Source organism: Streptomyces sp. NBC_01190 (assembly GCF_045039895.1).
Classification (GTDB): Bacteria; Actinomycetota; Actinomycetes; order Streptomycetales; family Streptomycetaceae; genus Actinacidiphila.
Map to the genome: position 1 here is coordinate 7,863,364 of NZ_CP108580.1, position 24,553 is coordinate 7,887,916.

General features: G+C 72.4%; 20 protein-coding genes. 8 read left to right on the forward strand and 12 right to left on the reverse strand.

Annotation, left to right across the window (positions count from 1 at the left end):
• Positions 1 to 147 precede the first annotated feature (147 nt).
• Positions 148 to 1,527 carry an FAD-dependent oxidoreductase gene (locus OG519_RS32915; protein ID WP_405591892.1) on the forward strand — a complete coding sequence of 460 codons (1,380 nt, stop codon included), beginning with the start codon at positions 148 to 150 and terminating at the stop codon, positions 1,525 to 1,527.
• Here OG519_RS32915 and OG519_RS32920 read toward each other — a convergent pair.
• Positions 1,514 to 2,539, reverse strand: coding sequence for a hypothetical protein (locus tag OG519_RS32920; RefSeq protein ID WP_405593167.1), 1,026 nt, complete (start codon positions 2,537 to 2,539; stop codon positions 1,514 to 1,516). The genes OG519_RS32915 and OG519_RS32920 overlap by 14 nt on opposite strands.
• Before the next feature lie 268 nt (positions 2,540 to 2,807).
• Positions 2,808 to 3,464, reverse strand: a complete 657-nt coding sequence (locus OG519_RS32925; protein ID WP_405591895.1) for a class I SAM-dependent methyltransferase — start codon at positions 3,462 to 3,464, stop codon at positions 2,808 to 2,810.
• Positions 3,465 to 3,477: 13 nt separating this feature from the next.
• Between OG519_RS32925 and OG519_RS32930 the strand changes: the two genes are divergently transcribed.
• Both OG519_RS32930 and OG519_RS32935 read left to right on the forward strand, forming a co-directional pair.
• The gene (locus OG519_RS32930) at positions 3,478 to 3,813 is read left to right on the forward strand and encodes a YnfA family protein (RefSeq protein WP_405591897.1); all 336 of its coding nucleotides are present in this window, start codon (positions 3,478 to 3,480) and stop codon (positions 3,811 to 3,813) included.
• 182 nt (positions 3,814 to 3,995) lie between these two features.
• The gene (locus OG519_RS32935) at positions 3,996 to 5,306 is read left to right on the forward strand and encodes a DUF6397 family protein (RefSeq protein WP_405591899.1); all 1,311 of its coding nucleotides are present in this window, start codon (positions 3,996 to 3,998) and stop codon (positions 5,304 to 5,306) included.
• Here OG519_RS32935 and OG519_RS32940 read toward each other — a convergent pair.
• Both OG519_RS32940 and OG519_RS32945 read right to left on the reverse strand, forming a co-directional pair.
• On the reverse strand, positions 5,193 to 6,092 hold the full coding sequence (locus OG519_RS32940) for an acyl-CoA thioesterase (protein ID WP_405591902.1): 900 nt from the start codon (positions 6,090 to 6,092) through the stop codon (positions 5,193 to 5,195). The two genes, OG519_RS32935 and OG519_RS32940, sit on opposite strands and share 114 nt — an antisense overlap.
• A 1-nt stretch (position 6,093) precedes the next feature.
• On the reverse strand, positions 6,094 to 8,607 hold the full coding sequence (locus tag OG519_RS32945; protein WP_405591905.1) for a DEAD/DEAH box helicase: 2,514 nt from the start codon (positions 8,605 to 8,607) through the stop codon (positions 6,094 to 6,096).
• Between the two features lie 135 nt (positions 8,608 to 8,742).
• On the opposite strand from OG519_RS32945, the gene OG519_RS32950 reads away from it, so the two are divergent.
• A complete protein-coding gene (locus tag OG519_RS32950) occupies positions 8,743 to 9,537 on the forward strand; it encodes a metal-dependent hydrolase (protein ID WP_405591908.1) in 795 nt (264 codons plus the stop codon).
• An 88-nt stretch (positions 9,538 to 9,625) separates the two neighbouring features.
• On the opposite strand, the gene OG519_RS32955 is transcribed toward OG519_RS32950, so the two are convergent.
• Entirely contained in the window at positions 9,626 to 11,407 is a 1,782-nt protein-coding gene (locus OG519_RS32955) for an ABC transporter ATP-binding protein (protein ID WP_405591911.1), read from the reverse strand.
• A complete protein-coding gene (locus OG519_RS32960) occupies positions 11,404 to 13,230 on the reverse strand; it encodes an ABC transporter transmembrane domain-containing protein (protein WP_405591914.1) in 1,827 nt (608 codons plus the stop codon). Before OG519_RS32960 ends, OG519_RS32955 begins: the two co-directional genes overlap by 4 nt.
• Before the next feature lie 216 nt (positions 13,231 to 13,446).
• On the opposite strand from OG519_RS32960, the gene OG519_RS32965 reads away from it, so the two are divergent.
• The 3 genes from OG519_RS32965 (at position 13,447) to mscL (ending at position 16,779) form a co-directional block, all read left to right on the forward strand.
• Positions 13,447 to 14,229: a hypothetical protein gene (locus OG519_RS32965; protein ID WP_405591916.1), complete on the forward strand. Its 783-nt coding sequence runs from the start codon at positions 13,447 to 13,449 to the stop codon at positions 14,227 to 14,229.
• 205 nt (positions 14,230 to 14,434) lie between these two features.
• Complete coding sequence (locus tag OG519_RS32970) at positions 14,435 to 16,168, forward strand: carbohydrate-binding module family 20 domain-containing protein (RefSeq protein WP_405591918.1); 1,734 nt, start codon at positions 14,435 to 14,437, stop codon at positions 16,166 to 16,168.
• 152 nt (positions 16,169 to 16,320) lie between these two features.
• Entirely contained in the window at positions 16,321 to 16,779 is a 459-nt protein-coding gene (mscL, locus tag OG519_RS32975) for a large conductance mechanosensitive channel protein MscL (RefSeq protein WP_405591920.1), read from the forward strand.
• Between the two features lie 115 nt (positions 16,780 to 16,894).
• On the opposite strand, the gene OG519_RS32980 is transcribed toward mscL, so the two are convergent.
• Positions 16,895 to 17,380 (reverse strand): MarR family winged helix-turn-helix transcriptional regulator, encoded by a 486-nt coding sequence (locus tag OG519_RS32980; protein ID WP_405591922.1) that lies wholly within the window; start codon positions 17,378 to 17,380, stop codon positions 16,895 to 16,897.
• Between the two features lie 60 nt (positions 17,381 to 17,440).
• On the opposite strand from OG519_RS32980, the gene OG519_RS32985 reads away from it, so the two are divergent.
• Positions 17,441 to 19,291, forward strand: a complete 1,851-nt coding sequence (locus OG519_RS32985) for an ABC transporter ATP-binding protein (protein ID WP_405591925.1) — start codon at positions 17,441 to 17,443, stop codon at positions 19,289 to 19,291.
• An 18-nt stretch (positions 19,292 to 19,309) separates the two neighbouring features.
• Here the strand turns inward: OG519_RS32985 and OG519_RS32990 are convergent, their stop codons facing one another.
• The 5 genes from OG519_RS32990 to OG519_RS33010 form a co-directional block, all read right to left on the reverse strand.
• The gene (locus OG519_RS32990) at positions 19,310 to 20,002 is read right to left on the reverse strand and encodes a lactate utilization protein C (protein ID WP_405591927.1); all 693 of its coding nucleotides are present in this window, start codon (positions 20,000 to 20,002) and stop codon (positions 19,310 to 19,312) included.
• A complete protein-coding gene (locus OG519_RS32995) occupies positions 19,999 to 21,528 on the reverse strand; it encodes a lactate utilization protein B (protein WP_405591929.1) in 1,530 nt (509 codons plus the stop codon). Before OG519_RS32995 ends, OG519_RS32990 begins: the two co-directional genes overlap by 4 nt.
• A complete protein-coding gene (locus tag OG519_RS33000) occupies positions 21,525 to 22,325 on the reverse strand; it encodes a (Fe-S)-binding protein (protein WP_405591931.1) in 801 nt (266 codons plus the stop codon). The genes OG519_RS32995 and OG519_RS33000 overlap by 4 nt, the downstream gene beginning before the upstream one ends.
• Positions 22,326 to 22,516: 191 nt before the next feature.
• The gene (locus OG519_RS33005; protein WP_405591933.1) at positions 22,517 to 23,668 is read right to left on the reverse strand and encodes an NAD(P)-binding domain-containing protein; all 1,152 of its coding nucleotides are present in this window, start codon (positions 23,666 to 23,668) and stop codon (positions 22,517 to 22,519) included.
• Positions 23,669 to 23,750: 82 nt separating this feature from the next.
• Positions 23,751 to 24,539: a glycoside hydrolase family 3 N-terminal domain-containing protein gene (locus tag OG519_RS33010; protein WP_405591936.1), complete on the reverse strand. Its 789-nt coding sequence runs from the start codon at positions 24,537 to 24,539 to the stop codon at positions 23,751 to 23,753.
• Positions 24,540 to 24,553: the final 14 nt, after the last annotated feature.

A 24,553-nucleotide genomic window follows, 5' to 3' on the forward strand; every position in this document is an offset into this window, starting at 1 on the left:
CCGGGCGCGGGGCAGCCGGCGCCCATCCACGTAAAGTGCGACCTGGAGCCGTAGCGCACCCGACCCGTACCGCCGTACGGACACGGTCCGCACGGACGACCCGCGACCATCCGCACCGACATCCGTACCGAAGGGGACCCGCCGAAGATGACGGAACGTCTGGTCGTGATCGGCGGTGACGCCACCGGCATGTCCGCGGCCTCCCAGGCCCGCCGCCGCAAGGCCGCGGACGCCCTGGAGATCATCGCGTTCGAACGCGGCCACTACACGTCCTACTCCGCCTGCGGCATCCCGTACTGGATCGGCGGGAACGCCGAAGGCCCCCAGGACCTGATCGCCAGAAGTCCGGAGCAGCACCGCGCCCACGACATCGACGTGCGGCTCGGCACCGAGGTGACCGAGGTGGACACCGCCGCCGGGCGCGTCCGCACCCGGGACGGCGAGGGCCGCGAGGAGTGGACCGGCTACGACCACCTGGTGATCGCCACCGGCGCCGTACCCGTCAGGCCGGCCGTCCCCGGCATCGACGCCCCCGGCGTCCACGGCGTGCAGACCCTGGACGACGGCGAGGCCGTCCTGCGCGGACTCGGCCCGGAGGGGGTACGGCGCGCCGTGGTGGTCGGCGGCGGTTACATCGGGGTGGAGATGGCCGAGGCGCTGCTGCGCCACGGTCTTGAGGTGACCCTGGTCGACCGTGCCGAGCAGCCGATGAGCACCCTTGACCCGGACATGGGGCGGCTGGTCCGCGAGGAGCTCGAAGGGCTCGGCGTCCGGGTGGCGTCCGACGCCGCCGTACGGGAGGTGCTGACCGGCCCCGACGGCCGGGTCCGCGCGGTGGCCACGGACGACCGGGAGTTCCCCGCCGACATCGTCGTGCTCGGCCTCGGCGTACGCCCCAGCACCGCGCTGGCCCGCGCGGCGGGACTGCCGCTCGGCGTGCACGACGGCCTGCTCACCGACCGCTCGATGCGGGTACGCGGCACCGAGCGGGTATGGGCGGGCGGTGACTGCGTGGAGGTGCTCAACCTCGTCTCCGGCACCCTCCAGCACATCGCGCTCGGCACCCACGCCAACAAGCACGGCCGGATCATCGGCACCAATATCGGCGGCGGGTACGCGACCTTCCCCGGGGTCGTCGGCACCGCGGTCAGCAAGGTCTGCGACGTGGAGCTGGCCCGTACCGGTCTGAAGGAGTCCCAGGCGCGCGCCGCCGGGCTGAAGTTCGTCACCGTCGTCATCGAGTCCGACAGCCGGGCCCACTACTACCCGGACGCCGCCCGGATGACCGTCAAGATGCTGGCCGAGCGCGGTACCGGGCGGCTGCTCGGGGTGCAGATCATCGGCCGGGAGGGCGCCGCCAAACGCGTCGACGTCGCGGCGGTCGCGCTCACCGCCGGCCTGACGGTGGGGCAGCTGGTCGATCTGGACCTCGGCTACGCGCCGCCCTTCTCCCCGGTCTGGGATCCGGTGCTGGTGGCCGCGCGCAAGGCGGCGGACGCGGTCGCCGCGGACATCAGGAAGGGGTGACGGCGGCTGCGGGGCCCGAGCTCGGGGCGGTGGCGGTGGCGGGAGTGGGCGGGCCCGGGTCGGCCGGCGGAGCCGGTGCGGGTGCCGGTGTCGCGGCCAGCTTGCCGAGGGCTTCCAGCAGGGCCGGAAGCGCGGTTCCGCGCCCGACCGGCAGGACCGTGCCCGGAGCCTCGTCCAGCAGCACGAACGCCATGTCGTCGATCCGCGCCACCAGGCTCCAGCCGGGTCCGTCGGCCCGCACCGCACCGTGGACGCTCCGCACCCGGCCGGCGGGGGGCGGGCGCCGCAGATACTCCTCGGCGGCGGCGAGGGCACGGCGTACGCCGCTGTGGGAGATGGCGGGGGGCTGGGCCGCGGCGGGTGCGGTGGGCTCGGTATCGGGTGTGGCGGGTGCAGCGGGTGCAGCGGGTGCGGTGGAGAGTTCGGCGGAGGGGGCCTTGCTCTGGTGCTCCGCCGCGGGCGCCGGTGCGCGGCCTTCGGCCTCGGGAGCCGGATCCGGCCGGGACGCGCTTTCCGGAGCCGACCGGCCCCGCCACTCGTGCCAGCGGACCGCGATCTCGTCCGCGCCCATGCGCCGCTGGGCGGGACCCCATACGGAGGCGTCGGGCGGCGCGAGCGGCGGCCGGCCGGCTGTCCCCTCGTCGGGGTCGTGCGGAGCGGGCACACCGGGTGCGGCCACCGCCACCGGCAGCGGCCAGCCCGGGAGCGAGGCGGCCAGACTGTTCTCGTCGGGGGAGAGGTCGTACGCCAGACCGCAGTCCCAGGCCGCGAGCGCGCACGCGACCGTGGCCGTGTCCGTCGTCGCCACCGTCCACCGCACGCCGGCGCCGTCCTGGCCGAACACCAGCCCGTAGCCGGTCTCCACCGGGGCGAGGTCCAACTCCGCGCAGGCCGACGGATAGTCGTCCCCCAGTACGCCCGGGTACCGGCCCGGCGTCAGCATCGCGGCGGTCAGCACGAACAGCGCGTCGGTGTCATCAGCGATCCCGGCGTCCCCAGCCTTCCCGGCGATCCCGGCGTCCTGTGGCTCCTTCGCGCTCTCGGTGTTCCGGGCGTGTTCGGTGTCCTCGGCGCCCATCCGGTGTCTCCCTCGCCTCGCCGCGCATCCCCGTCCGCGCACCCTAACCAGCCGGTAACCGCGCCGTCGAGAGGTGGGCGGGCGCCGGGATCCGGTGGGGTGGCGGGCCGGTGGGCGGCCGGGTGCCCGCGCCGGGTGCCGTGGGGCGTCCCGCGGCCCACGCACGCGCTCAGGGGTCGATCCGCCGGGCGGTCCCGCGACGTCAGTCCCGGCGTCTGACCGCGACGGCCAGATACCTGGCCGCGCAATCGTCGAGCAGGGAGAGTTCCCAGCCGGCGTCGCCGAGCAGTCGGCCCAGGCGCGGCTGCGCGCGTACGTCGTCGGCTCGCAGCGAGTGCCCCCGTCGGGCGGCGAGGGCGGCCCGGCCCAGCGGATGGAAGAGGGCCAGCCGGCCGCCCGGCCCGGTCACCCGGGCCAACTCCCGCAAGCCCGCGGCGGGGTCGGGCAGATGGTGCACAAGACCCGCCGCGAAGACGGCGTCGAGCCCGGCGTCCCGCAGTGGCAACCGGGCGCTGTCCGCCTCGATCAGCGTTCCCGCGTCGGTGCGGCCGAGCGACGCCGCCTCCCGCAGCATCTCCGGGGTCAGGTCGCAGCCGAGCACCGTGCCGGCCGCGCCGACCGCCGCCCGCAGCAGCGGCAGCGCTCGCGCGGTGCCGCAGCCGGCGTCCAGTACCCGGTCGCCCGGCCGCAGTCCCAGCTCGGCGACGGCCGCCGCGTAGGCGGGGGTGTCGTCGGGGAAGCGCTTCTCCCAGCCGGCCGCCTTCGGTGCGAAGAACTCCCTGATCCGCTGCCTCTCCCGGGCTCCGGTCCGCGCGGCGTCGGCGGCGGGCCCGGCGTCCAGGGGGTCGCTGGTGGCCATGCATCATGGTCGCATGATCAGCCCGCGTTCCGTACTCCTCTTCGTCGTCGCCGCCTTCCTGGAGATCGGCGGCGCCTGGCTGGTCTGGCAGGGAGTGCGGGAGCACCGGGGGATCGGCTGGGTGGCGCTGGGCGTCGTCTCCCTGGGCCTCTACGGTTTCGTCGCGACGCTTCAGCCGGACGCCTCCTTCGGCCGGATCCTCGCGGCGTACGGCGGGGTGTTCGTGGCCGGCTCGCTGCTGTGGGCGGCGGTCGCGGACGGTTACCGGCCGGACCGGTTCGACATCATCGGCGCGGCGATCACGCTGGCCGGGGTGGGGGTCATCATGTACGCACCGCGCGGCCGCTGACGCCTCCTCCTCCACTCGGGCGCTCTCCGACCCCATGGAGCGCCTCCCGCCGCAACGGTCCGGATCGCCTTCTGAGCCGTTCGGAGCGGCGGGAGTTATCCACAGGGCCGCCGACGGCCGGTCGTCTCGCTCATTAGATTGGTCACTGTCAGTGATTGAACGGATGCGGGGGAATGATGGCCATGACGATGAAGACGGTCCGGTCGGCGCGGAAGGCACCGGCGACCAAAACGGCGGCGGCGGCCACGACGGCCCGGGGCACCGGGGCTGCCCGGGAGAGCGGATCGAGCGGTTCGACCGGGGCGAGCGGGTCGGGCGGGGCGGCGAGGGCGCCGGAGGCGCCGCCGGCCGACACCGGGCCGGTCGCACCCGCGCTGCTGACCCTCACGCGTGCCAGGGAGGAGCTGGGTCTCGACCACGACGATTTCGACGTGGCGCTCCAGACCGGCGAGGTGCCGAGTGTGGTCTGCGGGCCGGGACAGTGGAAGGTGCCGGCCGAGGCGGTCGCCCGGCTGCGCTCGGCGGAGGGCCATCCGGAGCCGCTGCTGGCCCGGCTGCGCCTCGTGAGCAGCGATGAGGCGGCGAAGCTGCTCGGGGTCGGCCGGGAGCGCTTCGTCCGGCTCGCCCGGGCCGGATACGCGCACCCGCTGCGCTGGTACGTCAATCAGTACCAGGCGGTGGTCTGGATGTATCTGGCGTGGGAGGTCGCCGAGCTCGGCGACACCCACCCGGAGCTGCTGCACGGCCCCCTGCCGCAGGACCTGCGGGAGGCGGTCGCGGCCGGCGAGGACCAGCGGCCGCGGCGCTGGCGGGCCCGCCGCACCGCCCAACTCGTCCGGGACGCGCATGACGCGTGGGAGGAGGCCGCGGTCTGGGCGGCGCTGCTGGGTCCCGAGATCGTCGCCGACGCGGTGCCGGACGCCTTCGACCGCACCCACCTGCGTAAGCTGCGTGGGGAGTTGCCGCCCGGCCGGGTCGGCCGCGCCTCGGCGACACGGATCAGGGAGGTGACGGTCGCGGACCATCCGGAGGAGATCACCCTCGGCCTGCTCGCGCTCGCCGACGCCCTGGGCAGGGCCCGCGCGCTGCGCCCGGCGCCACGGCCCTCCTCGCGACCGGGCTCGGGCCCTCCGGCGCTGCCCAAGCCGTCGATCCGGCCGTCAGGCCGGTCATCGACCCCGCGGTCGAGCAGGCCGCCGGCGGTCCCGTCGTCGTCTTCGCCGGCTTCCTCGGCTTCCTCGGCGTGGTCAACGTCGTCGCTTTTGACGTCGACTTCACCGCCGCAGCCACCGCCGCAGCCACCGCCCGGCACCCGGCCGCCCCGCCACGCCGCTGCTCCGGCGCGCCGGGGGCTGGGCCGGCTGCTCCCGCGCCGCAGGTCAGCTCCCGATCTTGCGAAAGAGCCCTTCCTGCATCACCGAGACCAGCAACCGCCCCGCGCGGTCGAAGATCTGACCGCGCGCCAGGCCGCGGGCACCGGTCGCGATCGGTGACTCCTGCTGGTAGAGGAACCACTCGTCGGTCCGGAACGGCCGGTGGAACCACATTGCGTGGTCGAGCGACGCCATGTCGAAGCCCCTGGGGCCCCAGAGCGGCTCGATCGGCACCCGCACCGCGTCCAGCAGCATCATGTCGCTGGCGTAGGTGAGCGCGCAGGTGTGCACCAGCGGATCGTCCCCCAGCGGACCGATCGCGCGCATCCACACCGCGCTGCGCGGCTCGGCGCCCTCGATCTCCTCGGGGGTCCAGCGCAGCCGGTTCACATAGCGGATGTCGAAGGCGACCCGGCGGCCCATCCGTCGCAGCGCCTCCGGCAGCACCCCGAGGTGGGCCCGGAGTTCGTCGCCGAGCGTCGGCAGTTCCTCCGGGCCCGGTACGCCGGGCATCGGCATCTGGTGCTCGAAGCCCGGCTCCGACTGATGAAAGGAGGCGGTCAGGTTGAAGATCGTCCGACCCTGCTGGATGGCCACCACCCGCCGCGTGGTGAAGGAGCGTCCGTCCCGGACCCGCTCCACCTGGTACACGATGGGCACACCGGGGCGGCCCGGCCGCAGAAAGTACGCGTGCAGCGAGTGCACCGGACGGCTGCCGTCGGTGGTCCGGCCGGCCGCGACCAGGGCCTGGCCCGCGACCTGGCCGCCGAACACCCGCTGCAACCGCTCCTCGGGACTGCGCCCGCGGAAGATGTCCTCCTCGATCCGCTCCAGGTCGAGCAGCTCCACCAGTCCGTCGGCGGCGCTGCCCGTCCGGTCCGTGTCGTCCCGCGCGTTCTCGGTCACCTCACAGTTCCCCGACATCGGTCAGCCGGATCACCGCGCGGCCCTCTTCGTCGGAGGCCGCCAGATCCACCTCGGCGGAGATCCCCCAGCCGTGGTCGCCGTTGGGGTCGGCGAAGGTCTGCCGGACCCGCCACAGACCGAGCTGCGGCTGTTCCTCGATCAGCAGCAGCTTGGGGCCGCGCGCGTCGGGTCCGGTCCCCAGGTCGTCGTACTCGTCCCAGTACGCGTCCATGGCCTCCGCCCAGGCGTCGGCGTCCCAGCCGGTGTCCGCGTCGAGCTCACCGAGCAGGTTGTACTTCTCCAGGGCGGCGAGCTCCACCCGGCGGAAGAGGGCGTTTCTGACCAGCACCCGGAAGGCCCGGGCGTTGGCGGTGACCGGCTTGACCTGGTCGGCCCGTTCCGCGGCCTGCTCGGCCGTCTCCACCTCGGGGTTGGCGAGCTGTTCCCACTCGTCGAGCAGACTGGAGTCCACCTGCCGGACCAGCTCACCGAGCCACGCCGTCAGATCCTGGAAGTCCTCCGACTTCAGATCGTCCGGCACGGTGTGTTCCAACGCCTTGTAGGCGCCGGCCAGGTAGCGCAGGACGATGCCCTCGGTCCTGGCGAGTTCGTAGTACGAGACGAACTCCGAGAAGGTCATCGCCCGCTCGTACATGTCGCGGACCACGGACTTGGGCGACAGCGGGTGGTCACCGACCCAGGGGTGGCTCTTGCGGTAGACGCCGTAGGCGTGCAGGAGCAGTTCCTCCAGCGGCTTGGGGTAACCGACGTCCTGGAGGCGCTCCATCCGCTCCTCGTACTCCACCCCGTCGGCCTTCATCGCGCTCACCGCGTCGCCGCGCGCCTTGTTCTGCTGGGCGGCGAGGATCTGCCGCGGGTCGTCCAGGGTGGACTCCACCACCGACACCATGTCCAGGGCGTAGGAGGGGGAGTCGGGATCGAGGAGTTCGAAGGAGGCGAGCGCGAAGGTGGACAGCGGCTGGTTGAGCGCGAAGTCCTGCTGGAGGTCGACGGTGAGCCGGACGATGCGGCCCTCGGCGTCCGGTTCGGCCAGCCGTTCCACCACCCCGCCGTCCAGCAGCGAGCGGTAGATGGCGATGGCCCGGCGGATGTGCCGCAACTGGGCCCGCCGGTCCTCGTGGTTGTCCTCAAGCAGCCGCCGCATGGCCTCGAAGGCGTTGCCCGGACGGGCGATGACGGACAGCAGCATGGTGTGCGTCACCCGGAACCGCGAGGTCAGCGGCTCGGGGTCGGCCGCGATCAGTTTCTCGAAGGTGGCTTCCGACCAGTTGACGAAGCCCTCCGGCGCCTTCTTGCGCACCACCTTGCGCCGCTTCTTCGGGTCGTCGCCCGCCTTGGCCAGTGCCTTCTCGTTCTCGATCACATGCTCAGGGGCCTGCGCCACCACGAAGCCGGCGGTGTCGAAGCCGGCCCGCCCGGCGCGGCCGGCGATCTGGTGGAACTCCCGGGCCCGCAGCACCCGCACCCGCTGCCCGTCGTACTTGGCGAGGGCGGTGAAGAGAACCGTGCGGATCGGCACATTGACGCCCACCCCCAGGGTGTCGGTCCCGCAGATCACCTTCAGCAGGCCGGCCTGGGCGAGCTTCTCCACCAGCCGGCGGTACTTGGGCAGCATCCCGGCGTGGTGCACACCGATGCCGTGCCGCACGTACCGGGAGAGATTGCGGCCGAAGGCGGTGGTGAAGCGGAAGTTGCCGATCAGGTCGGCGATCGCGTCCTTCTCCGCCCGGGTGCACATGTTGATGCTCATCAGCGCCTGCGCCCGCTCCACCGCCGCCGCCTGGGTGAAGTGCACGATGTAGACCGGGTACTGACGGGTCTCCAGCAGTTCGGTGAGCGTCTCGGTCATCGGCGTGGTGCGGTACTCGTAGCTCAGCGGTACCGGCCGGGTCGCGGAACGCACCACCGCGGTGGGCCGCCCGGTGCGCCGGGTCAGATCCTCCTCGAACCGGGAGACGTCACCGAGCGTCGCCGACATCAGCAGGAACTGCGCCTGTGGCAGTTCGAGCAGCGGGATCTGCCAGGCCCAGCCGCGGTCCGGCTCGGCATAGAAGTGGAACTCGTCCATCACCACCTGGCCGACATCGGCGTTCCTGCCGTCCCGCAGCGCGATGGACGCCAGCACCTCGGCGGTGCAGCAGATCACCGGCGCGTCCGGATTGACCGACGCGTCGCCGGTGAGCATCCCGACGTTCTCGGTGCCGAAGAGTTTGCACAGGTCGAAGAACTTCTCCGAGACCAGCGCCTTGATCGGCGCGGTGTAGAAGGTCACCTCGTCCCGGGCCAGCGCGGCGAAGTGCGCACCCGCCGCCACCAGGCTCTTTCCGGAGCCGGTGGGGGTGGAAAGGACCACGTTCGCGCCGGAGACCACCTCGATGAGCGCCTCCTCCTGGGCCGGGTAGAGAGTGATGCCCTGGCCTTCGGCCCACGTCGAGAACGCCTCGAAGAGGGCATCGGGATCGGGGTCGGGAGGGAGCTGATCGATAAGGGTCACCCCACCATCTTGCCCGTCCACGGCGCCGGAGGCGCAGCCGGCGGGACGAGGCCGTGATCATCACCGGTAGGGTGTGCCCTCGACTGAGCGTCAACTCCGCCTCAGGGCGGCCGAAAAGGGGGGACGAGCACCACCATGATGGGACCTGCGCACTCACTGTCCGGAGCGGCGGCCTGGCTGGGAGTGGGGGCCATCGCAGACGGCCTGGGCCACCCGATGCCGTGGCCGACCCTTGTGGTCGGTGCGCTGATCTGCGCGGGCGCCGCCCTCGCCCCCGATCTCGACCACCAGGCGGCGACCATATCGCGCGCCTTCGGGCCTGTGTCGCGCGCCTTGTGCAAGGCCATCGACGCCCTCGGGCACGCCACCTATTCGGCGACCCGCGGGAAGGGCGACCCGCGGCGGAACGGCGGCCACCGCACCCTGACCCACACCTGGCCGTGGGCCGTACTCCTCGGCGCCGGCTGCTCCGGCGCGGCGCTCGTCGGCGGACGCTGGGCGGTGCTGGCGATCCTCTTCGTCCACATGGTGCTCGCCGTCGAGGGCCTGCTCTGGCGGCAGGCCCGGGTCTCCAGCGACGTCCTGGTCTGGCTGCTCGGCGCCACCAGCGCCTGGGTGCTCGTCGACATCCTCGACGATCCCGGCAACGGCAAGGAGTGGCTCTTCAACAGCCCGGGCCAGCACTACCTGTGGATCGGCCTGCCGATCCTGCTCGGCTCACTGGTGCACTGCATCGGCGACGCCCTGACGGTCTCCGGTTGCCCGGTCCTGTGGCCGATACCGATAGGCCGCCGACGCTGGTACCCGCTGGGCCCGCCCAAGTTCATGCGGTTCCGCGCCGGGAGCCGGGTGGAGATCAAGATCCTCACCCCGGCCTTCTTCGTCGTCGGCGGTGCGAGCGCCCTCGCCGCCCTCGGCGTCTTCGGCTGACCCGACCCCTTGGTGGCCGGCCACCCCTCCAGGCAGCCGGTCAGCTCCTTTGCTTTCTTGTCCGTTGCCTTTTTATCCGTGTGGTTCCCTATCCGTGCCAGGAACGCCAGAGCGCCGCGTAGGCGCCCTCGGCGGCGACCAGGTCGTGGTGGCTGCCCAGCTCGCTGATCCGGCCGTCCTCGACCACCGCGATCACGTCCGCGTCGTGCGCGGTGTGCAGCCGGTGGGCGATGGCGACGACCGTACGGCCGTCGAGGACCCGGGCCAGCGAGCGTTCGAGATGGCGGGCCGCCCGGGGGTCGAGCAGCGAGGTCGCCTCGTCCAGTACCAGGGTGTGCGGGTCGGCCAGCACCAGCCGGGCCAGGGCGAGCTGCTGGGCTTGCGCCGGGGTGAGCACCGCCCCGCCGGAACCGACCTCGGTGTCGAGACCGTCGGGCAGCGCCCTGGCCCACTCCGCCGCGTCCACCGCGCCCAGCGCGGCCCACAGCTCGTCGTCGGCCGCCTCCGCCCGCGCCAACCGCAGATTGTCGCGGAGGGTGCCGACGAACACATGGTGCTCCTGGTTGACCAGCGCGACATGCCGGCGGACCCGTTCGGCCGGCATCCGGGCCAACTGGGCGCCGCCCAGGGTGACCTCGCCGGTACGGGGCGCGTAGATGCCGGCCAGCAGCCGGCCCAGCGTCGACTTGCCCGCGCCCGAGGGGCCGACCAGCGCCAGCCGGGTGCCCGGCGGCATCGTCAGGGTCACACCGTGCAGGACGTCGGTGCCCGCGCGGTACCCGAACCGCACCCGGTCGGCCGCCAGTTCACGGCCCTTCGGCGTCAGGCCCTCGTCACCGTCGGCCGCCGCGACCTCCCGCACCCCCACCAGCCGGGCCAGCGACACCTGGGCGACCTGCAACTCGTCGTACCAGCGCAGCATCAGATTGACCGGATCGACCAGCATCTGGGCGTACAGCGCGCCGGTGGTCAGCTCGCCCGCGCTCACCCAGCCGTGCAGCGCGAAGGTGCCGCCGATCATCAGCACACCGGTCAGGACCAGTGTGTGCGTCAAGTTGACCACCGGGAAGAGGATGCTGCGCAGCCACATCGTGTAGCGCTCCCAGGCGACCCACTGTCCGATACGGAGCCGGGACAGCTCCTCGCGGCGGTTGCCGAGGCCGTGCGCCTCGATGGTGCGGCCGGCGTCCACGGACTCCGTGAGCGCCGCCGCGACGGCCGCGTAGCCCGCCGCCTCTGAGCGGTACGCCTTCGGGGCGCGCCTGAAGTACCAGCGGCAGCCGATCAGCGGCAACGGCAACGCGACCAGGACCGCCAGCGCGAGCGGCGGCGAGGTCACGGTGAGCGCGCCGAGCAGCAGCAGCGTCCACACCACCGCGATCGCCAGCTCCGGCACGGCCTCGCGCATCGCGTTGGACAGCCGGCCGATGTCGGTGGTGATGCGCGACAGCAGATCACCGGTGCCGGCCCGCTCCAGCACCCCCGGCGGGAGCGCCACCGCACGCACCAGGAAGTCCTCCCGCAGGTCGGCCAGCATCGTCTCGCCGAGCACGGCGCCGCGCATCCGGACGATCCGGACGAAGAACGCCTGCACCGCCAGCGCGGTCAGGAACAGGGCGATCGTCCGCCCGAGCGCGATGTGCCGGTCGCCGGTGGCCAGGTCCTCCACCATCCCGCCCAGCAGATACGGACCCACCATCGAGGCCAGCACGGTGACGGTGTTGACCGCGAGCAGCACCACGAAGGCGCGCCGGTGCCGCCCGGCCAGCTCGCGTACGTAGCCGCGGACCGTGGCAGGGGACCCCACCGGCAAGGTGGTGCTCGTCGTCGGCGCGGCCGGATCGTAGTGCGGTGGTGGCACGCCGATCATGCGGACTCCTCAAAGGACAAGATGGCGGGAACCGGCCCGCTGCCGTCCTCGGTCTCCCGGGTGACCACGGCCCGGTAGCGGGGATGGTCGCGCAGCAGCTCGTGATGGCGGCCGACCGCGGTCGCGGCCCCGTCGTCGACGAAGACCACCCGGTCGGCCCGGTCGAGCACCAGTGGACTGGAGGTGAGGACCACGGTGGTACGGCCGCCGCGCACCTCCTTGAGCGCCGCGGCGATCCGCGCCTCGGTGTGCGCGTCCACCGCCGAGGTCGGCTCGTCGAGCACCAGCACCTCCGGGTCGGCGACCAGCGACCGGGCCAGGGCGAGCCGCTGGCGCTGGCCGCCGGACAGGGACCGTCCCCGTTCGGTGATCCGGGCCCGCATCGGGTCGCCGCGGTCCGCGTCCGGTCCGGCCATGGTCTGTGCCAGGGCGTCCAGCACATCGCCGCACTGCGCCGCCGCCAGCGCCGCCGCCATGGACACCGCGCCGGAGGAGGGCACGTCGAGCAGTTCGGCCAGGGTGCCGGACAGCAGGACGGGATCCTTGTCCTGGACGAGTACGGCGGCGCGCGCGACGGCCAGCGGCATGGCGTCCAGCGGCTGTCCGCCGAGCAGCGCGGAGACCTCGTCCCCGCTCGCGCCGGGGCTGTGGCCACCGAGCCGGTCGGCGAGCCGGCCGCCCTCGTCCGGGTCCCCGCACACCACCGCCGTCAGCAGTCCGGCCGGGACCCACAGTCCCGACGCCGGGTCGTGGAGCTCCCCGGCCGCGTACCGCGCGCCGGGCACCGGCCCGTGCTCGGTGTCCGATCCGGCCGGCCGCGGGCCCGGGCGGCGCAGCGACAGCACCCGGGCGGCGCGCTTCGCCGACGGCCGGGAGAACGACCAGGCCATCGCGATCTCCTCGAAGTTGCGCAGCGGGACCAGCAGAAAGGCCACCGAGCCGTAGACGGTGACCAGTTCGCCGACCGAGATCCGGCCGTCGAGGGCGAGCCGGGCCCCGTACCAGGCGATGCCCACCAGCAGCAGTCCGGGCAGCACCACTTGGAGAGCGGAGATCAGCGCCCACATCCGGGCGCTGTGCACGGCCGCGGCGCGTACCTGCTGAGAGGCACGGCGGTAGCGGTCGAGGAAGAGCTCCTCGCCGCCGATACCGCGCAGCACCCGCAGCCCGGCCACGGTGTCGGAGGCCAGCTCGGTGGCCCGGCCGGCCTTCTCCCGCTGGAGGTCGGCCCGTTTGGTGGCCGCGGGCAGCAGCGGCAGCACCGCGACCGCCAGCACCGGCACCGAAGCGGCCACCACGACCCCCAGCGCCGGCTGGTAGACCAGCAGGGCGATCGCCACCCCGACGGTGGCCAGCAGCGCGGAGGTGAAGCGGGCCAGCGCCTCGACGAACCAGCCGATCTTCTCCACATCGCCGGTGCTGACCGCCACCACCTCGCCCGCCGCGACCCGCCGGGCCAGCACCGAGCCCAGCTCGACGGTCTGCCGGGCCAGCAACTGCTGGACCCGGGCGGCGGCGCTGATCCAGTTGGTGACGGAGGTGCGGTGCAGCATCGTGTCGCCCAGCGCGGCGACCGCCCCGAGGGAGAGCATCACCGCGCCCGCGACCGCCAGCCGGTGGCCCGAGCGGTCCACGACGGCCTGCACCGCCGTACCGACGGTCAGCGGGAAGGACGCCACCGCGGCCATGTAGAGCGTGCCCCAGGCGGTGGCCGCCAACTGGCCCCGCCACTGGCGTGCTTCCAGCCAGAGAAGGAATCGGAAACCCGAGCGGACGTCCGGCACGCCGGGGTCGGAGAGGGGAAGACTGCGCAGGGACGGCATGATGTCCTCGGGTGGGTGCGAACGAGGCGGAAGCCGGGACCGGTGGGGCGTATCAGGAGAAACCCTGCCGGGAGTGGTCAGGCGCCGTGCAAGGTTCGCGTCGCGGTCCGCGCCGGGTCAACCGGTTTTCCGGTGGCCGGTCCCGGGCGGCGCCCCGGATGGGCCGCGGCTGGTGGCCTGTTGTGACGAGCGTGACGAGTGGAGGGCGGGACGGCGATGCGAGGAGCGGCGACCACGGTGCGCGCACGCGGGACGACGCTCGCGGCGGTGACGGCGGCGGGCGTCCTGCTGCTGGCGGGCTGCGGCGGCACCGGCGGCGGTACGGGAACGGCTGGTGCCAAGGGCTCGGCCGGGCACCCCTCGGTCGGCGGCGGAGCCGCCGCGAAGGCGTCGCCGGGCGCCACCCCGACCCCCGGCCGGACGCTGCCCGGCGTCGGCCCGACGATGTCCGCGCAGGTGCCCGCCGCCGCCCGGCAGGCGATCGTCGTCTACGGAGCGAGCCCGACCACCTCGCGGTCCACCGTCGCGTTGTTCACCCGGACCGGTGACGGCATCTGGCAGCCAGGACCCACCTGGCCGTCGCACAACGCCATCCACGGCTGGACCCCGCAGCACCACGAGGACGACCTGAGAAGCCCGATCGGTGTGTTCACCCTGCACGACGCCGGCGGCCTGCTCGCCGACCCCGGCGCGCGGCTTCCGTACCACCGCTCGACCGCGTTCACCACGCCCGCGTCCTGGCCGAAGAGCTATCAGCACGACTTCGACTACGTGATCGCCATCGACTACAACCGGGTCGTCGGCACCTCACCCGCCGATCCGACCCGCCCGCGGGGCGAGTCCAAGGGCGGCGGGATCTGGCTGCACCTGGACCACGGCGTGGGCACCTCCGCCTGTGTCACCGTCAGCAAGGACGCGATGCGCTATCTGCTGCGCACCCTCACCCCCGCGGACCACCCGGTGATCGTGATGGGCGACCGGGCACACCTGGCGGGCTGAGACAGCAGGGCGGGCAGCCGCCCGGCAACGGCTTGCAGTAAGAGGGTGAAACTTCTTCCGCGGCACTTATTGACGTGTACGCATCCACGGCGAGAAGCTCCTGGGCACCGGGACCCGTAGCACCGGGCTCCCGCCCCACCCCGGCGGCCAGGCGCGTGGCTGCCTTCGAGGGCACCTCCGTGCCCGTTCACCGAAGGAGCCGCCCATGAGATCCCGTGTTATCAGCGGTGCGCTGGCCGCGGTCACAGCGGTCACCGCGCTGGTCGCGGTCAGCTCGCAACAGCCTGCCGCGGCCACCCCGCCCGGGACCAAGGACGTCACCGCGACACTCTTCGAGTGGAAGTACGACTCGGTGGCCCAGGCCTGCACCAGCACCCTCGGCCCGACCGGTTACGGCTTCGTCGAGGTGTCGCCGGCCCAGGAGCACATCCAGGGCCCGCAGTGGTGGACGTCCTACCAGCCCGTCAGCTACAAGATCGCCGGCCGGCTCGGTGACGCCACCTCCTTCCGGAACATGGTCAGCACCTGTCATGCCGCGGGGGTGAAGGTCATCGCCGACGCGGTGATCAACCACATGTCGGCGGGCTCCGGTACCGGCACCGGGGGCAGTTCGTACACCAAGTACAACTACCCGGGCTACTACCAGGACCAGGACTTCCACAGCTGCCGGACCGGCATCTCCGACTACACCAACCGCGCCAACGTCCAGACGTGCGAGCTGTCCGGCCTCGCGGACCTCGACACCGGCAGCGACTACGTCCGCTCCACCATCGCCGGGTACCTCAACAACCTGCTCTCCATGGGAGTCGACGGCTTCCGGATCGACGCCGCCAAGCACATGGCCGACACCGACCTCGCCGCGATCAGGTCGAAACTCTCCAATCCGGGCGTCTTCTGGGCACAGGAGGTCATCTACGGCGCGGGCGAGGCCGTCCAGCCCACCGAGTACACCGGGACCGGCGACGTCGACGCCTTCCAGGGCGCCTACGACCTCAAGCGCGTCTTCACCGGCGACCGGATCGCCTCGCTGAGCAATTGGGGCGCCTCCTGGGGCGCCGGCTACCTGCCGAGCGGCAACACCCGCACCTTCGTCGACAACTGGGACACCGAGCGCAACGGCTCCACCCTCTCCTACAAGAACGGCGCGACCTACACCCTCGCCAACGTCTACCTGCTGGCGTGGCCGTACGGCTCGCCCAACGTCTACTCCGGCTACGAGTTCTCGGACTTCGACGCCGGTCCTCCGGCTGGCGGCACCGTCAACGCCTGCTACAGCGACGGCTGGAAGTGCCAGCACGCCTGGCCGCAGATCGCCGGCATGGTCGGCTTCCGCAACGCCGTCTCCGGCACCGCGGTGACCAACTGGTGGAGCAACGGCAACAACGCCATCGCCTTCGGCCGCGGCGGCAAGGGCTACGTCGCGATCAACCACGAGAGCGGCGCGCTCACCTCGACCTTCACCACCTCGCTGCCCGCGGGCGGTTACTGCGACGTCCAGCACAGCGGGGTCCGCTACACCGTCGGCTCCGACGGCCGCTTCACCGCCACCATCGGGGCCGACGACGCGGTGGCCCTCTATGTCGGCGGACCGTGCCCGGGCGGGACCACCACCGGCGGCACGAGCGGCGGCACCACACCCACTCCGGGCGCCGGCGCCTCGTTCGCGGTGAACGCCACCACCGTCTTCGGCCAGAACATCTTCGTCGTCGGGGACAACGCCACCCTCGGCACCTGGGACCCGGCCAAGGCCCTGCCGCTCTCCTCGGCGAGCTACCCGGTCTGGAAGCTCGACGTCACCCTGGCCCCGGGAACGGCCTTCCAGTACAAGTACATCCGCAAGGACGGCGCCGGGAACGTCACCTGGGAATCGGGCGCCAACCGGACGGCCACCGTCCCCGCCACCGGCAAGGTCGCACTCAGCGACACCTGGCGCAACTGACCTGCGGGTGTGCGGCCCGGACCGGAACACGGCCCGGGCCGCACACCAGGTGGCCGGCCGGGCCGGTTGGCCTCCCGGCGGTGAGACACGGCACACTGTGGTCCCTCGCAACCCTGAACAAAGAACCTGAACCACAGAGGGGACCCCCACCCATGAAGGGCTTTCGTACCTTCCTGCTGCGCGGCAACGTCGTCGACCTCGCGGTCGGCATCGTCGTCGGCGCCGCCTTCACCGCTCTGGTCAACGGCTTCGTCACGGCGTTCCTGACCCCGGTCGTCGGCCTGATCTCCGGCTCCACGGGCAACTTCAGCAACGAGACGTTCAAGTCCTCCGGGGTGGTGTTCCCCTACGGCAAGTTCATCGACGCGGTGATCAGCTTCGTGATCGTGGCCGCGGTGATCTACTTCCTGGTGGTGCTGCCGATGAACCGCCTGCAGGACAGGTTCTTCCCGAAGGCCGCTGCGGCGCCGATGCGGGAGTGCCCGGAGTGCCTGACGCCGGTCCCGGCCGCCGCGAAGCGGTGCAGTTCCTGCACGGCGCAGATAGGCCCGCAGATCGTGGAGCAGGACGGTCCCACCGGACACGAGGCCCCGAAGTTCCCGAAGTACTAGATGCGCCGGGTCCGGGGGTCGGCCGACCTGTAGGCTCCAGCCCCAGACCCCCAGCCCCAGACCCAGAGCCCCCGCCCCCCGTCCGCCGGCCCGACCGGCGGACGGGGGGCGGCGGTCAGGGGTGCGCGGGCGGCTCCGGCTCGTCCAATACGTCCAGCAGCGCCGTCAGCGCCGCCCGCTGCTCGTCGCTGAGCGGCCCGAGCAGCTCGGCCGCCGCGGTACGGCGGGCCAGCCGCAGCTCCTGAAGCGCCTCGCGGCCCCGCTCCCGCAGCTCGATCCTGGTCACCCGCCGACTGTGCGGATCCGGCAGCCGCCGTACCAGCTCCCGGTCCTCCAGCGCGTCCACCAGTGTGGTCACCGCCCGCGGCACCACATCCAGCCGCTGCGCGAGGTCGGCCATCCGCGGCGGCTCGTCGCAGTGCGCCAGCACCCGCAGCAGCCGGGACTGGGCGGGGGTGATGCCCAGCGGCTCCATCAGAGAGCGCTGTGAGCGGTGCAGCCGGCGGCTCAGCGCCAGGAGCTGATCGGCCAGCCGTCCGGTGATCTGATCGGGGGTGGCCTCTGCCGGTATGCGCTCGGCTGCGGTGGTGCGCGAATCCATGCCCTCAGGATAGCAGGGACCTCGTTCATTGTGAGCTTAGGTAACAATGACTTATACTCCATGAGTCGGCACGTATCTGAGCCCACAAGGAGCCCCTTGCGCCCCGAAAACGATCTCGTCAACCGGTGGTCGCCACCGAAGAAGAAACCCGATGCCCCCACCGACGTCCGCCGCATCATGCGGCTCTTCCGCCCCTACCGGGGCCGGCTCGCGGTCGTCGGACTGCTGGTCGCCCTCTCCTCCCTCGTCTCGGTCGCCTCGCCCTTCCTGCTGCGCGCGATCCTCGACACCGCCATCCCGCAGGGCCGCACCGGGCTGCTGGCCCTGCTGGCCCTCGGCATGATCGCCACCGCGGTGGCCAACGGGGTCTTCGGCGTCGTCCAGACGCTGATCTCCACCACCGTCGGCCAGCGCGTCATGCACGATCTGCGCACCGCCGTCTACGAACGGCTCCAGCGCATGTCACTGGCGTTCTTCACCCGCACCCGCACCGGCGAGGTGCAGTCCAGGATCGCCAACGACATCGGCGGTATGCAGGCCACCGTCACCTCCACCGCGACCTCGCTGGTCTCCAACCTCACCGCGGTGATCGCCTCGGTCGTGGCCATGCTCGCCCTCGACTGGCGGCTGACCGTGGTCTCGCTGCTGCTGCTCCCGGTCTTCATCTGGATCGCCCGCAAGGTCGGCCGTGAACGCAAGAAGATCGCCACCGACCGGCAGAAGCAGATGGCCTCGATGTCCGCGATCGTCACCGAGTCCCTGTCGGTCAGCGGCATCCTGCTCGGCCGCACCATGGGCCGCGGCGCGTCACTGACCCGCGACTTCAGCACCGAGTCCGACCGCCTGGTCGACCTCGAAGTGCGCTCCAACATGCAGGGCCGCTGGCGGATGGCGGTGATCGGCATCGTGATGTCGGCGATGCCCGCCCTCCTCTACTGGGCGGCCGGCCTCACCGCGGGCCACGGCGGCCCCGCCGTCTCCATCGGCACCCTGGTCGCCTTCGTCTCGCTCCAGCAGGGCATGTTCCGGCCGACGGTGTCACTGCTCGCCACCGGCGTCCAGGTGCAGACCTCACTGGCTCTCTTCCAGCGCATCTTCGAATACCTCGATCTGCCGGTGGACATCACCGAGCGGCCCGACCCGGTCCGCATCGAACCGGTACGCGGCGATGTCCGCTTCGAGAACGTGGACTTCGCCTACGAACCCGGCGCCGAGCCCACCCTGCGCGGCATCGATCTCACCCTCCCGGCGGGCGGCAGCCTCGCCGTGGTCGGCGCGACCGGCTCCGGCAAGAGCACCCTCAGCTATCTGGTGCCCCGGCTCTACGACGTGACCGGCGGCCGGGTGACGCTGGACGGCGTCGACGTCCGCGATCTGAGCTTCGAGACACTGGCCACGGCGGTCGGCGTCGTCTCCCAGGAGACCTACCTCTTCCACGCCTCGGTCGCCGAGAACCTGCGCTTCGCCAAGCCCGACGCGACCGACGAGGAGATCAGGGCGGCCGCCGAGGCCGCCCAGATCCACGACCACATCGCGAGTCTGCCCGACGGCTACGACACGCTCGTCGGCGAACGCGGATACCGCTTCTCCGGCGGCGAGAAGCAGCGCCTCGCCATCGCCCGGACGATCCTGCGCGACCCGCCGGTCCTCATCCTGGACGAGGCCACCAGCGCGCTCGACACCCGGACCGAGGGCGCCGTACAGGACGCCATCGACGCACTGTCCGCGGGGCGGACCACGATCACCATCGCCCACCGCCTTTCCACCATTCGCGACGCCGACCAGATCGCCGTCCTCGACGCCGGCCGGATCGTGGAACGCGGCACCCACGACGATCTCATCGCGCAGGACGGCCGGTACGCCGCTCTGCTCAAGCGGGGCACCCAACTCGCCACCACGACCGCGCCCTGACCCGGCGGCCGCGCCCGCTCACTCCTCCGGAGCCGATACGAGGATGACGTCGAGGGTGCGGGGGCCGTGGACGCCTTCGACCCGCTCAAGTTCGATGTCGCTGGTGGCGGAGGGACCGCTGATCCAGGTGAGGGGACGAGTGGGGTCGAGCCGGGGGATCGCCTGGGGCAGGGACTCGACGATCTGACCAGGATGGATGACGCAGACGTGGTGGTCGGGGACGAGGGTGATGCGGCGGTGTCCCTGATCGGGCGAGGCGTCGAGGACGATGGTGCCGGTTTCCGCGATGGCCAGGGCGCAGCCGGTGATCGCGGTGTCGACGGCGTCGAGCTCTTGGGGGGTGGTGGTGTCGGTGGCGGTGACGAGTTCGGTGTCGTGGAGAGCGGTGAGCCAGGCTTCGGGGAGTCCTGGCGGTGTGACCGCCCGCTGGGTGCCGTGCCGGGTGAGGAGCCGGGCGATGGTGGCGGGCAGGTCGCGGGGGTTGGTGTGGTGGACGTGGGCGCGGTAGTCGGTGAGGTTGTGGGCGAGCAGGTCGGTGGTCTGCCGGGGGGTGCGGTCGGCGTGGGTGGTGAGGTAGTCGCGGGGGAGGGCGGCGGCGTCGGCTCGGGCCCGCGCGGCGCGGTTTTCGGCTGAGGTGTCGCCGCGCGGGGCGCTGTCACCGAGGGCGTCGCGGATACGGCGGAGGATTTCGTCGCGGCTGCTGGTGGTCATGGCTGGGTGCCCTCGTCGGTGGTGGGCCCGTCGGTGTTCTGCTCCGTGCCGGGGGTGGTGGTCTTTTGGTGGTGTTTCCACCATTGGCGGAAGGTCTGCTGGGGGAGTCGGGGGAGGTCGCGGGTGTTGGTCCAGTTCTTCGCGGCGGTGGTGGGCGGGTGTCGGGGGTGGAGGTGGCGGGTGAGGGTGGCGAGCTTCTGACCGGTCGAGTAGAGAACCGGGTGGTTGAGGGTGAAGGTGGCGGCGCGCATGGTGGCGTGTTCGGTGGTGTGGCCCTTGTGGGGTTTGAGGGTGGTGGGGACGCCGTCGATGGTGGTGGCGGGGGCGCCTTGGGCGACGCGTTCGCGGAGGTGGACGAGGATGCGGGGGATGTTGATGGCGACGGGGCAGACGTCGTAGCAGGCGCCGCAGAGGGTGGAGGCGTAGGGGAGTGAGGCCTCGAGTTCCGAGGTGGTGGTGTGGAGTTGGGGGGTGAGGATGGCGCCGATGGGGCCGGGGTAGGGGGTTGCGTAGGCGTGGCCGCCGGCGCGTTCGTAGACGGGGCAGACGTTGAGGCAGGCGGAGCAGCGGATGCATCGCAGGGCTGCTCGGCCGGTGGTGTCGGCGAGGGTGTCGGTGCGGCCGTTGTCGAGGAGGACGAGGTGGAAGGCCCGGGGGCCGTCGTCGGGGTGGGTGCCGGTGAACATGGTGGTGTAGGGGTTCATGCGCTCGGCGGTGGAGGAGCGGGGGAGGGTTTGGAGGAAGACTTCGAGGTCTTGGAAGGTGGGGATGGTTTTTTCGATGCCGACGACGGAGATGAGCGTCTCGGGGAGGGTGAGGCACATGCGGCCGTTGCCCTCGGATTCGAGGATGACCAGGGTGCCGGTGTCGGCGATCATGAAGTTGGCGCCGGAGATGGCCACTTTCGCCGTGAGGAATTTCTCGCGCAGGTGCAGGCGGGCGGCTTCGGCGAGGTCGGCGGGGCGGTCGGTGAGGTCAGCGGGTGCGGGGCGTCCCCAGTGGCTCATCTGGGTGGTGAAGATGTCGCGGATCTGGGCGCGGTTCTTGTGGATGGCGGGGACGAGGATGTGGGAGGGCTCGTCGTGGTCGAGCTGGACGATGAGTTCGGCGAGGTCGGTCTCGTAGGCGGTGATCCCGGCCCGCTGGAGGGCCTGGTTGAGGCCGATCTCCTGGGTGGCCATGGATTTGACTTTGATGACGTCGGTTTCGCCGGTGGCTTTGATGATCCGGGTGACGATGTGGTTGGCGTCGTCGGCGTCGGTGGCCCAGTGGACGGTGCCGCCGGCGGCGGTGACGGCTTCCTCGAGTTGGAGGAGGTAGTGGTCGAGGTGGCGCAGGGTGTGGTCTTTGACGGCCGCGCCGGCGTCTCTGAGCTGGGGCCAGTCGGTGAGTTCGCTGATGGCGGTGGCGCGTTTGGCGCGGATGGTGTGGGTGGCGTGGGTGAGGTTGGCGCGGAGCTGGGCGTCCTTGGTCGACACCCGCGCGGCCTCGGGAAACGACGGCAACCCCAGAAACGTACCGCTCATCGGATCTTTCCTGTCTGCGGGGCGGGGAGCCGGCGGGCCGGCCGGTAGGGCTCCTCCTCGGTGGCGGCGAGGATCTCGGCGAGGTGTACGGCCCGCAGCGGGACCTTTCCGCGGCTGATGATGCCGTCGAGGTGCATCAGGCAGGAGTTGTCCGCGCCGCACAGCACCTGGGCGCCGGTGTCCACCGCGTGGCCCACCTTGTCCTCGCCCATCGCGACCGAGACGTCCGGGTTCTTCACCGCGAAGGTGCCGCCGAACCCGCAGCACTCCTCGGCCCCTTCCAGCTCCCGCAACTCCAGTCCGCGCACCGCCGCCAGCAGCCGCCGGGGCCGGTCACCGAGCCTGAGCAGCCGCAGACCGTGGCAGGAGGGGTGGTAGGTGACGGTGTGCGGGAAGTACGCGCCCACGTCCGTGACACCCAGCACGTCCACCAGGAACTCGGTGAGTTCATAGGTCTTCGGCGCCGCGGTCGCGGCGGCCTCGGCCAGCCCGTCGTCCCGTCGTCCCTCGGCCGCGGCCAGCTCGGCGATCAGCGGGTAGTTGTCGCGCACCATGGCCGCGCAGGAACCGGACGGCGTCACGACGTAGTCGTACCCCTCGAACGCGGCGGCGTACCGGCGGACCAGCGGCTCGGTCTGGTGCCGGTAGCCCGTGTTGAACTGCGGTTGTCCGCAGCAGGATTGGGCGGTGGGGAAGCCGACCTCCACACCGAGCCGCTCGAGCAGCGTGACCACCGCGCGTCCGGTGTCCGGATAGATCAGGTCGTTCACACACGTCACGAAGAGGGCTACACGCACGGGTGCTCCCCGGCGGCCGTGGCCCGGCCGGGCAGTCGTCGATCACACATGGGCCCATACTGCCGCAGGCGTGAGCCACTGGGAAGCATACATCCGATGTTTCTTGGGGCTCACGCGACGTGGATTTCGCTACCGCGGTCGCCCTACCAGCGGCTATCGCTGCCGGCCCTCGGCGTGCGTCGTGTCCACGATTAAAGGGCGACGCTCTCCGGTGTGGGCGCGGTGAGCCGGGGACCGCCTGAATCCCGGGCGGCCGAAAGCAACTCCCTGATCTCGCGCACCGCGGTCCGCCCGGCCCGGTTGGCGCCGATCGTGCTCGCCGAGGGGCCGTAGCCGACCAGGTGGATCCTCGGGTCCTTCACCACCCGGGTGCCTTCGACGCGGACGCCGCCGCCCGGTTCGCGCAGCCGCAGCGGGGCCAGATGGTCGAGCGCGGCCCGGAACCCGGTCGCCCACAAGATGACGTCGGCGTCCACGGCGCGCCCGTCCGCCCAGGCCACACCGTGCGGGGTGATCCGCTCGAACATCGGCTCCCGGCGCAGCACTCCGCGCGCCTGGGCGTCCCGGACCGCGTCGTTCGCCGCCAGTCCGGTCGCGCCGACCACGCTCAGCGGCGGCAGGCCCTGCCGCACCCGCTCCTCGACGGAGGCGACGACCGCGCGGCCCCAGTCCTCCTCGAAGGGGACGTCGCGGAAGACCGGCGGCCTGCGGGTGACCCAGGTGGTGCGGGCCACCTCGGCCAACTCCATCAGCAACTGCACGGCGGAGGTGCCACCCCCGACCACCACCACGTGCCGGCCGGCGAACTCCGCGCTTCCCCGGTAGCCCGCGGTGTGCAACTGCCGCCCCTGGAAGGTCTCCTGGCCGGGGTAGTACGGCAGGAAGGGCCGGTCCCAGGTGCCGGTGGCGTTGATCAGCGCCCGGGCCGACCAGGCGCCCGCGTCGGTCTCGACGAGCAGCCGGCCGTCGACACCCGCCCGCACCGCGCGGACGTCCACCGGCCTGCGCACCCGCAGGTCGAAGGTGCTCTCGTAGCGCGCGAAGTACTCGCCCACCACCTCGGAGGACGGCCGTCCGGGCGCCGCGTCCCCCAGCGGCAGTCCGGGCAGGTCGTGCACGCGGTGGGCCTTGCCGTAGGTCAACGAGGGCCAGCGGTACTGCCAGGCGCCGCCGGGCCCGGGGGAGTGGTCCAGGACGACGAAGTCGGCGCCGGGCCGGTAACCCGCCCGGCGCAGGAAGTAGCCCGCCGACAGACCCGCCTGGCCGGCGCCGACCACGGCCACCTCGACCTCGCGCCCGCCAGCGGCGTCACGTATGTCCCGCACGTCACCCGCACCGTTCATGTCCCGTCCAACCACGTGCGGCGGGGAAAGCTTCCCCCGCACCGCGCGTACGCCGGCGGCCCCGGCGCCGGGCCGCAGGTGCTCAGCAGGCCGGCATCCGGGGCTCCGACGCCCAGCGCCGCAGCCGGGAGACGCGTTCCGCCGCCTCTTCGAGCCGGGAGACGGGGAGGTCGCCGTCGAAGACGGCGCGGGCGGCGGCGGTGTGGATGGCGGTGTGGATGCCCTCGCCGCTGGCCGGGCCCAGGCGCAGCAGGTCCACCCCGGCGATCCAGGCGAGGACGGCCGCGCCCGGCACCCCCCACCCGTCGATGATCGCGGGCGCGTCCAGCGCGTCGCTGACGACGACCCCGCCGTAGCCGAGTTCGCCGCGCAGGATGCCGGTGATCGCCGGGGGGCTGAGCGCCGCGGGAAGGCCGCCGGGTATCGGGGAGTGGCCCGCGATGATCGCCCGCACACCGGCCGCGGCGCCCTCGGCGAAGGGGCGCAGGCTGCCGGTGCCGGTGAAGGGGCCGAGGGCGGCCGCCACCCCGTGGGTCTGGAGGTCGGTGACGAAGACCCGGGTCTCGTCGGCGCGCGGCCCCGGCCGTACGCCCAGGTGCAGATTGGCGCCCGCCGCCACGAGTTCGGCCGCCGCGGCGCTGCCGCCGCCGGCCCGGCGCGGACCCGGGTGACCGGTGAGCGCGTCGGGGAGGGCGGCCCGCAGGGCATCGGTGGCGGCCCGGGCGGCCGGACCGTAAGCGTGTACGGCGGCCCCCGGGGTGCCGCGCTCCAGGCCGCGCAGCAGCCAGTCCGGCAGCCGGCCGCCGCGCCCGGCGATGGAGGGCAGCAGGCATGAGTCGACGAGCGCGGCGAGCCGGTGCAACGCGTTCATGTCGGTGGCCCCCT

Excerpts from the sequence above, each read along its gene's own strand:
- OG519_RS32915 (WP_405591892.1), top strand. The coding sequence starts at position 148 with ATGACGGAACGTCTGGTCGTGATCGGCGGTGACGCCACCGGCATGTCC.
- OG519_RS33005 (WP_405591933.1), bottom strand. The coding sequence starts at position 23,668 with ATGAACGGTGCGGGTGACGTGCGGGACATACGTGACGCCGCTGGCGGG.
- OG519_RS32995 (WP_405591929.1), bottom strand. The coding sequence starts at position 21,528 with ATGAGCGGTACGTTTCTGGGGTTGCCGTCGTTTCCCGAGGCCGCGCGG.
- OG519_RS32960 (WP_405591914.1), bottom strand. The coding sequence starts at position 13,230 with ATGCCGTCCCTGCGCAGTCTTCCCCTCTCCGACCCCGGCGTGCCGGAC.
- OG519_RS32950 (WP_405591908.1), top strand. The coding sequence starts at position 8,743 with ATGATGGGACCTGCGCACTCACTGTCCGGAGCGGCGGCCTGGCTGGGA.
- OG519_RS32965 (WP_405591916.1), top strand. The coding sequence starts at position 13,447 with ATGCGAGGAGCGGCGACCACGGTGCGCGCACGCGGGACGACGCTCGCG.
- OG519_RS32925 (WP_405591895.1), bottom strand. The coding sequence starts at position 3,464 with ATGGCCACCAGCGACCCCCTGGACGCCGGGCCCGCCGCCGACGCCGCG.
- OG519_RS32955 (WP_405591911.1), bottom strand. The coding sequence starts at position 11,407 with ATGATCGGCGTGCCACCACCGCACTACGATCCGGCCGCGCCGACGACG.
- OG519_RS32980 (WP_405591922.1), bottom strand. The coding sequence starts at position 17,380 with ATGGATTCGCGCACCACCGCAGCCGAGCGCATACCGGCAGAGGCCACC.
- OG519_RS32935 (WP_405591899.1), top strand. The coding sequence starts at position 3,996 with ATGACGATGAAGACGGTCCGGTCGGCGCGGAAGGCACCGGCGACCAAA.
- OG519_RS33010 (WP_405591936.1), bottom strand. The coding sequence starts at position 24,539 with ATGAACGCGTTGCACCGGCTCGCCGCGCTCGTCGACTCATGCCTGCTG.
- mscL (WP_405591920.1), top strand. The coding sequence starts at position 16,321 with ATGAAGGGCTTTCGTACCTTCCTGCTGCGCGGCAACGTCGTCGACCTC.
- OG519_RS32930 (WP_405591897.1), top strand. The coding sequence starts at position 3,478 with ATGATCAGCCCGCGTTCCGTACTCCTCTTCGTCGTCGCCGCCTTCCTG.
- OG519_RS32990 (WP_405591927.1), bottom strand. The coding sequence starts at position 20,002 with ATGACCACCAGCAGCCGCGACGAAATCCTCCGCCGTATCCGCGACGCC.
- OG519_RS32970 (WP_405591918.1), top strand. The coding sequence starts at position 14,435 with ATGAGATCCCGTGTTATCAGCGGTGCGCTGGCCGCGGTCACAGCGGTC.
- OG519_RS32985 (WP_405591925.1), top strand. The coding sequence starts at position 17,441 with ATGAGTCGGCACGTATCTGAGCCCACAAGGAGCCCCTTGCGCCCCGAA.